Genomic DNA, 8,820 nt, shown 5'->3' with positions numbered 1-8,820 from the left:
CTGGTTCGGGGGGGGGGGGGGGGGGGGGGGGGGGGGCTGCGGGGGCGGCGTCGGGATCGACGGGTCCTGCGGCGACCGGGTCTGGGCAGGGGTGTCCCGCGCGGCCGGGGTCTGGGCGCTCGGGTTCTGCGCGTTCGGGGTCTGGACCGACGGGGTCTGGACCGACGGGTTCGGCGTGGCCGGGTTCGGCGTGAACGGGTTCGCGCCGAACAGGCCGCCCCGCGCGGGCGGGACGTCGCGCGACGGCGTGCCCGCGTCCACCGACCGGGCGCCCGGCGCGGGCGCCGGGGTCTCCGGGCGGGTGAAGTACTGCGCCTCCGGGCGCGCCGCCGGCGGCGGGACGTCCGGCGTGCCGTCGGGCCGCGCCGCCTCCGGCGACGGCTCGGGGCGGGTGCTCCGCGGCGGCTCGGCGTGGAAGGTGTTCCGGCCGTTCGGGTCCACGTCGTGGTAGATCCGCAGCGGCTCGGCGTCGCGGCCCGACACCGGGTCGATCCGGGTGACGGTCGGGTTCGGCTGGTTCACCGACACGATCTCGATCGGCCGCTCCAGCTGCGAGGCCAGCATGTTCGCCGCGAGCTCGTTCGCCTTCTGCGCCTGCGCGTTCTCCACCGGCGAGTCGGGCCGGTTCGTCCACGGGGCGGGCTGCACCAGGCTGTTGACCAGGTGGCCGGGCGGGACGGGGTTGTCGATGCTGAACTCGCCGACCATCTTCGCGACGTCCGGGTCGTTCTGGACGCGCGTGATCGTGTCGTGCCGCAGGTCGACCGACGTGTCCGGGCCGACGCCGTCGCGCCTCGCCGCGTCGACCGCGTGGAACAGCGTTCCCGGCGCGGGCGGCGGGGCGGTCGGCAGCACGTACGCGCCGATCGTCTGGATGTTGTTGCGCACGTTGATCGGCGTCGGCGCGGACACCAGGTTGACGGCCGTCACGTACTTCAGCGCCGGGTCGACGCCGACGGTCACGCCGCCGAAGTCGCCCTTGTTGCTCGGCGTCGTCGAGATCGAGTACGCGAGCTTGTTCACGTCCTGCGTGCCCAGGCTGTCCACGTCCTGGTCGGGCCGCCACGAGCCGTCGGGGCGGGGGCCCTGCGGGTTCGCCGCCGGGTTGCGCCCCCCGACGTCCATCGAGGTGAACTGCTCCTGGAACTCCTTGAAGTGGATGCCCTTGCGCGCGGCCTGCTGGTTGTAGAACCGCTTCACCGCGTCGTTCGCGGGCACGTGGCTCTGCGGCAGCGAGCCGTCCATCGCGAACTTCTGCACGAACCGGCCGAGGTCGGTCTCGATCGCGCCCGCGGCGAAGTCGGTCTGGAAGGCCGTGCCGCGCTGCGGGTGCTGGTTGTTCTGCGCGTTCGCGGAGGCGTTGCCCTCCAGCGAGTCGTACAGGTCGTCGACCTTCATGTCGGGGTCGTACGACGGCGGCGCGAAGTCCTTCTTCCCGGCCTGGTACTCGGCCGAGTAGTGCGTGTTCAGCTCGTTCGCGTACAGCTTGTGCATCGACGTGGCGAGGTTGCCGTACTCGGCGCCGACCGGGCCGAACTTGGAGTCCTTGATCGCCGTGGTGGCCACGCCGTCCACGAACAGGTTGGGCTCCGGGATGTACGGCAGCAGCGGGTGCGACTTCGCCAGGTTGTCGCGGGTCTGCATGTCGTTCGCGATCGCCCGCTCGAAGGCGGTCTTGAACTCCGGCGTGTCGATCTTGTCGCGCTTCGCCTCGAGGTTCGCGATCTTCTTCTGGGTCTTCTTGTCGGGGCGGCCCTTGGCGTCGTCCTTGAGCTGCTGGATCTCCTGGTCGATCAGCGCCTTGCCGCTCTCGCGGACCTTGCCGAAGTCGGAGATCGGCCGGTAGCCGCCGCCGAGGAGCAGCGGCCGGTTCGGCTGCGGCCTGCCGTCCACGGTGACGTCCGGGTTGGCCATCAGGTCCGTGATGTGCTGGAAGATGTGCTTGCCGGACGGCACGTTCCGGCTGGCCACGTCGAAGTCCTGGATCGCCAGGTACGGGTGGGTGCCCTTGCCGACCATCGCCGACACCGCGAACTTGTTGATGTCGCTCTTGATGGTGTCGTTGCGCATCTGCCCGTACGGGAAGGCCCCGTCGAACGTGCCGACGTTGACCAGCGCGATCGGGTCGTTCGTGCGCTGGTTGATCGTGTCCTGGGCGTTCCTCATGGCGGACTTGATCTGCGCGTCCGACCCGTCGCGGCCGTTGACGCCGAACACGAAGGCGACCCTGCCGTCCAGCTCGGCGGGCATGTCCGCCTTGATGCTGTCGATGACGGAGTCCAGCTCGCCCAGCTTGGAGTGCGGGACGACGATGTTGACCACGAACGACGGCGGGTGGTTGTTCGCGACGCTGTGCTCGAGGTGCCCCAGGTAGTTCTTCGCGTCCGGCACCTTGACGGGGCCGTCGGCGAGGGCCTTGAACGCCGGGTTGTACGTGCCCATCCTCGGGTTGAGCGTGATGGTCTTGGCGTTCGGCAGGTCGTAGGGCGGTCCGGGGGTGTGGTCGACGTCGGCGTGCCCGTCGACCATCTCCACGTCGGCGACCCTGGAGTCGGACGGCTGGGCGTCGGTCATGCTCACGTCCGACAGGCCCGTGTCCGAGCGCGGCGGGCCGACCAGGTCGCGGAACGACTGCGGGTTCCCGCTGGTCCTGGCGCCGCCGAGGGCCCTCGGGTTGTCCTTGAGGGACTGCTCGCGCAGGTTCGACTCGACGTCGAGCAGCCTGGCCGGGTCATTGCCCCAGGCGCGCACGTCGTTCGCGGCCCTGCGCACGTCGCCCGCCGCCGCGTCGTGCTTGGCCTGCGCGGCGGGCAGGTCCCGCTGCGCGGTGGCGGGGCCCGCGGTGTCGACCCTGGCCTTGGCGACGTCGAGGTCGGCCTTGGCCTGCTTGTAGTCGAACTCGGCCTTCTTGAAGTCGCCCCACGCCTGGGAGCGGGTCTGCGGGAAGTCCTCGCGCTGCTTGCCGAGGTTCGGGCCGGGGTGGCCGTTCGCGTCGGCCTCCAGCGCCTGGTCGAACTTCGCCCGCAGGTCCGGGGACAGGGTGAGCGGCGCGTCCGGGCGGCCACCACCGGGCTGGGTCTCCGGCGCGCGGGTGGTGGGGGCCTGGGTGTTCGGGGTGGTGGTGTCGGGGGACTGCTGGTTGGGCGACTGCTGGTTCGGCGACTGCGGGGACGGGACCTGGCCGTCGACGCCCCGGTCGTTCGAGACCTGGGTCTCGGGCGCGCGGGTGCTCGGGGCCTGGGGGTCCTGCGCCTGGACGTTCGGGGCCGGGGTGCTCGGGCTCTGGACGCCCGGGGTGTCCGCGCCGCGGTCGTTGACGCCGGGCACGTCGGTGTCCGGCCTCGCCGTGCTCGGGGCCTGGGTGTCGACGTCGGACCGACCGCCCGGAACCTGCGCGTCCGGGGACGCCGGGGTGGGCGTCACGGCGGTCGGCGCGGGCGCCGGCGTGCTCGGCCTGCTGCCGCCCGGCGCCTGGGTGTCGGGCGTCGGGGTGTCCGGCGTCGGGGTGCTGCTGTCCCTGGGGGAGCCGGTGTCGCGGGGCGCGGGCGCGTCCGGCCGCGCGGTGGGGTCGGCGGGCGGGGGCGCGCCCCGGCCGCCGCGACCGCCGCCGGGCGGCGCGCCGAGGTCGTCGCCGCCCCGGTTGCGGCTCGGGCCGGGGTCCGCGTCCCGGTCTCCCGGCGGGGGAGGCGGGGCGCCGGTGTCGCGCGCGGGCGGCGCGTCGACGGCGGGCGGCGCGGGGGTGAGGCCGTCGCGCGCGGCGTTCAGCTCGGCGAAGGCGGACTCGATGTCGCGGTTGAGCTGCGCCTGGGTGTCCGGGCTGACCGGGCCGTTCAGCTGCGCCCGGTGGTTGGCCTCGATCGCGGTGTCGACCTGGCCGACCGCGTTGTCGTACCGCTGCTGCGGCGACGCGGGCGCCGACGTGGTCGGGGGCGCGATGGTGCGCGCGTCGTTGAGGTTCGCGAACGCGGACTCGATGTCGTTGTTCAGCTGCGCCTGCCGGTCCGGGCTGACCGGCCCGTCCAGGTGCGCGTCCAGGTTCGCCTCGATGGCCGCGTCGAGCTGGGCGATCGCGTCCACCTCGGGCTGCGACAGCGGTGCGGGCGGGAGGCCGCGGGCGTCGCCGAGGTCGGCGAAGGCGTTCTCGATGTCGCGGTTGAGCTGGGCCTGGACCTCGGGGCTGACGGGTCCGTCGATCTGGGCCTGGAGGTTGGCCTCGATCGCGGCGTCGACCTTGGCCTGCGCGTCCAGCTCCGCCTGCGAGGGCTGGGCCTGCGGGGGCGGGAAGACGTTCGCCGTCAGGTCCTTGTCCTGACCGCCCGCGAGCGCGGTGGCGATCTGGTCCAGGTCGAAACCGCCCTGGAACAGCTGCGGCATCTCCGGCAGGATCACCGGCTTGAAGCCCTGCTCCAGCAGCAGCCTGGGCAGCAGCAGGTGCACGTTCAGCCTGCGGTTGCCGTCCTGGAACGGGTGGATGATGTGCGAGGTCCGCACCACGCGGGCGATCTCGCGCAGCTTCTCGTGGTCGGTCTTCGCGTTCGCGGTGTTCTCGTAGTAGCGGGTCAGCACCGCGTCGATCAGGCCGGGCGCCTCGTCGAACCGGTAGTTCGTGCTGATCGCGGGGTTGTCGTAGCTGTGCCGGTTGAGGATCGTCAGCGGGTCCTGCACCGGGCCCGACGACGGGTTGGCGAAGTGCGCCTGCATGTCGATCATCAGCGGGCGGCCGTTGATCGAGTCGCTGAGCACGTCGGCGGCCACGGTGTCGTTGCGCAGCGGGAACTCGGTCGGGATCGCGTTGCCCTGCGGGCCGAGCTGGCCGGACCAGTCGAACTGCTGCTTCAGGTTCGCGGTCGCGAGCTCGTGCATCCGCTTGTAGTCGGCGGAGGTCAGGCGCTGCGCGGACATGTCCGGCGGGTTGAGGATCTGCTCGTACGCCGTCTCCATGCTCTGCTTGAAGCCGGGGGACGACTGCGTGTCGTACAGGTTGCCGGGGTCGTGCGGCTGCTGGGCCTGCGCGTCGTTGTGGTCGCGCGGGTCCAGGAAGAGCCGCCACCACTGGTCGCGCGGCAGCACGGACTCGAGGTTCTGCGGCTGGCGCGCGGGCGGCACGTCCACGTCGGGCGCGGCGTCGGCGTCGGTGTCCGCGTCGGACTTGGCGTCCGGGCTCGCCGGGTCCTGGACCGAGGGGTCCTGGACGGCGGGGTCCGGGGTCGCCGTGGTGGGCGCGGGCGAGTCGGGGCGCGCGGTGTCGGGGACTGGGGTGTCCGGGCCGAAGGCCTGCTCGTGCCACTGCTGGAACCGGGCGTCCGAGGGCGACTCGGCCCGCAGGACCGCGTCGACGTCCGCGGCGGCCTGCTGGATGTCGCTGTGGATGCTGGCGATCTCCGCGTCGATGCCCGCGATCGTGCTGGGCGGCGCGTTGGAGGTGATCGCCTCGTACCGGGCCTGGGTGGCCTGGTCCAGGTCGCTGCGGGCGCCGTCGTAGTTCTCCTGCGCGCGGGCCAGGTCCGGGGAGGGGGCGCGCGGCGAGGGCGGGGCCGGGTCGAAGTCCGGCAGCGCCGGGCCCTGGTCCACCTGGGTGCTCGGGGCGGGCGTGACCGAGGCGTCCGGCGGCGCCGGGGTGGTCGTGGTGTCCGGCGACGGCGGCGCGGGGGGCGCGGTGGTCGTGGTGTCCGCTGACGGCGGCGCGGGAGGGGCCGTGGCGGTCGCCGGGGTGACGGTCGGCGGCACCGGGGTGGTGGGGGCCAACAGGTCCCGGATGAGCTGGGGCGTCTGGGGGTCGCGGGTGCCGCCGAGCAGGCGCGGGTTGTCCTTGAGGGACTGCTCGCGCAGGTCTGCCTGGGTGTCGAGCAGCGTGGCGGGGTCGTTGCCCCAGGCGCGCACGTCCTGGACGGACGCGTCGAAGTCCGACTTGGCCGCGTCGAACCTGGCCTGCGCGTCGGCGAGGTCCTTCGGCGCGCTGCTGGGCCCGGCAACGTCGTGCCGCTGCTGGGCCGCGTCCAGCTCGGCCTTGGCCTGGACGACGTTGTGCTCGGCCTGCTTGAAGTTGTTCCAGGCGTCGGCGCGGGTCTGCGGGAAGTCGGGGCGCTGCGCGGTCAGGTCGGGACCGGGGTGGCCCTTCGCGTTGGCCTCGATGGCGGCGTCGAGCTGGGCCTTGAGGTCCGGGTCGACGACGAGGGCGTCCGGGTCGACCTGCGAACCGCGGGTGTCGGGGTTCTGGCTCGCGGGCGCGGGCCGGGAGGCGCCGGGGGACGGCGTGCCGACGGGCAGCGGCGCCACGATCGGCTGGGCGTTCGGGTCACCGGGACGCGCGGCCCCGTCGGCGGCCTTGCCGGACGGCGACTGCGCGGCGGGGGGCTGCGCGGCGGGGGTGGCCGGGGGGAGGACCGTGGTGGACGCCCCCGGCGTCTGCGCGGCGGGCGGGGTGCTGGCGATCGGGCCGCTGGTGGGCGGGGTGACCGCGGGGCCGCTGGTGCTCGGGTTGGCGGCCGGGCCATTCGTGCTCGGGTTGGCGGCCGGGTTGCTGGTGCTCGGGTTGGCCGCCGGACCGCTGGTCGGCGGGGTGACCGAGGGCCCGCTGGCGGGCGGGGTGCCCGCCGGGGCGTTCGCCGCAGGCGGGGTGGCCGCCGGGGTGGCGGTCGGCGCGTGCGCGGTGTCCGCGCCCGCCTTGGGCGCGGTGCTGCCCGGCGTCGGGGTGCTCGGGGCCGGGGTGGTCGGCGGGGTGCTGGCCGGAGCGGGGGTGGTCGGGGTGGTGCTGCTCGGTGCGGGGGTGCTCGGCGTCGTGGCCGGGGGCGTGGTGCTGGTCGGCGGGGTGACCGAGGGGCCGCTGGTGGGCGTGGTGCTCGCCTGCGGCGTGCCGGGGGTGGGCGGAGCGGCCTGCGGGGTGTTCGCCGAGGGCGGTGCAGGCGTCGCGGCCGGGGCCGGGGTGGTCTGCGCGGGCGGCGTCGCCGGAGACGACGGGCTGGTGCTCTGCGCAGCGGGGGCTGACGTGCTCGGGGTTTGAGCAGTCGGTGCCGGAGTGCTCGGGGTCTGCGCAGCCGGGGGCGGGGTCGCCGAGGGCTGGGCGGCCGGGGTCTGAGTAGCCGGGGGCGGCGTGCTCGTGGGCTGGGTCGCCGGGGGCGGCGTGGGCTGGCTCTGGGCAGACGGGTGCTGCGGAGCCGGGGTCGGGGTGCTCTGGGGCTGCGCGGGCGGCGCGCTGACCTGCTGCGGCGCGACCGGCGGCGCGCCGACCGGGCCCGCCTTCGGCTGGGTGGCCGCGGGCGGGGTGTTGGGCGACTGCTGGGTGTTGGGCGACTGGGTGCTGGGGGGCTGCGTGCTCGGCGACTGGGCGCCGGGCGGCTGCGTGTTCGCCCCGGGGGTGGTCGTCGGGGGCGGCGTCGGGGTGCTCGTGGTGGGGGCGCTCGTGCTCGGCGTGCTCGCCGGGGGCGGCGTCGCCGGGGTGGAGGCGCCCGCCGTGCTCGGGGCCGAGGGCGGAGCCGGAGGGGCAGCCGGGGGCGTCGTGGACGTCGGCGGCGTGACCTGCGGGGTGTTCGGGGCGACCGGCGGGGGCGTCGACGCCGCTGCGGGCGGCACGTTCAGACCGCCCCTGTTGCCCTGCGCGGACGGGGACGGCGTGCCCTGCTGGTTCGTCGTCGGGGTGTTCTGCGCGTTCGGCGCAGGGGCGCTCGGCGAGGTGACACCGGGCGTCGGGCTGGCCGGGGACGGCGTGCTCGGCGACTGGCTTGCCGGGGGCGGCGTGCTGGGCGACTGGGTGCTGGGCGACTGGGTGCTCGGCGTGGAGGCGCCGGGCGTCGGGCTTGCCGGGGGCGGCGTGCCCGGAGTGGAGCTTGCCGGGGGCGGCGTGCTCGGGGTCGAGGTGCTCAGGGCCGGGGTGCTCGGCTGCGAGGACACCGGGGCCGGGGGCGGCGTGCTCGGCTGCGCGGGCGGCGTGCTCGGGGTGGTGGCCGGAGGCGTGAAACCACCCCGGTTGCCCTGCGCGCCAGGGGACTGCGCGCCAGGGGACTGCGCGCCCGGCGCGGTCGCGCTGGGCTGGTTCGTGGGCTGCGGGGTGGGCGTGTTCACCGCGCCGGATGGCGGCGGCGGGGTGCCCAGACCGCCTCGGTTGCCCGCGCTGCCCGCCGGGGGCGGGGTGGTCGGGGAGCCGGGGGCGGACGTCGTCGGAGACGTCGACGGGGGCGTGGTCGCCAGCGGGGGCGGCACGTTCAGGCCGCCTCGGTTGCCCTGCGCGCCGGGCGGGGTGGCCCCGGTGTTCGGGGCGGGCGCGTTCGCGCCGGGCGGGGGCGTCGTGGTCGGGGGCAGGCCGAGGCCGCCCCGGTTCGCGGGAGCGGCCGGCGCGTTCGGGCCGGGCGTGGTCGTGCTGGGTGCGCCGGTCGCGGGGGTCCCGGTCGGCGAGGTGGCGGTGGGGGTCCTCGGGGTCGGGGTCGGGGCCGCGCCCGGCGTGGACGGGCCGGACGTCGGGGCCGACTTCACCGTGCCGTCGCCCACCGGGGGCTTGGGCGCGTCGAACACGCCCTTCGGCGTGCTCGGACCGCCGAACTTCGAACCGCCGCCCGTCGTCGCGGCCGGGGGGACCGCGCCACCCGCCGCGGGCGGGGGCGCCATGCCGCCCGCCATCGGGGGCGTCGTGCCCGGCGCGGACGGGGTGCCGGGGCGGCCACCGGGCTGCGCCGTCTGGGACGACGGGGGCGTCGCGCCCTGCGTCGGACCGGAGGTGCTCGGCGCCTGCGCGTTGGGCACCGGACCGCCGGTCGTCGGCGGGGTGCTGGGCATCGCGGTCGGGATCTTCGGCGCGCCACCGGGAGCGGCACCCGGCGTCGAACCGGG

1 protein-coding gene and 2 pseudogenes are annotated in these 8,820 nt (G+C 75.5%); 2 read left to right on the top strand and 1 reads right to left on the bottom strand.

Annotation, left to right across the window (positions count from 1 at the left end; all coding sequences use genetic code 11):
* Positions 1 to 6,276, bottom strand: a pseudogene (locus ACTUAL_RS12735) (hypothetical protein); the annotation flags it as partial.
* Between ACTUAL_RS12735 and ACTUAL_RS12730 the strand changes: the two are divergent.
* Complete coding sequence (locus ACTUAL_RS12730) at positions 6,254 to 7,000, top strand: hypothetical protein (protein WP_440900382.1); 747 nt, start codon at positions 6,254 to 6,256, stop codon at positions 6,998 to 7,000. The pseudogene ACTUAL_RS12735 and the gene ACTUAL_RS12730 sit on opposite strands and share 23 nt — an antisense overlap.
* A 165-nt stretch (positions 7,001 to 7,165) precedes the next feature.
* A pseudogene (locus tag ACTUAL_RS12725) lies at positions 7,166 to 8,820 on the top strand (hypothetical protein); the annotation flags it as partial.

This window comes from Actinosynnema sp. (assembly GCF_052038725.1).
The sequence above is the reverse complement of the archived record's forward strand: the minus strand, read 5'-3'. Positions and strand labels throughout refer to the sequence as shown.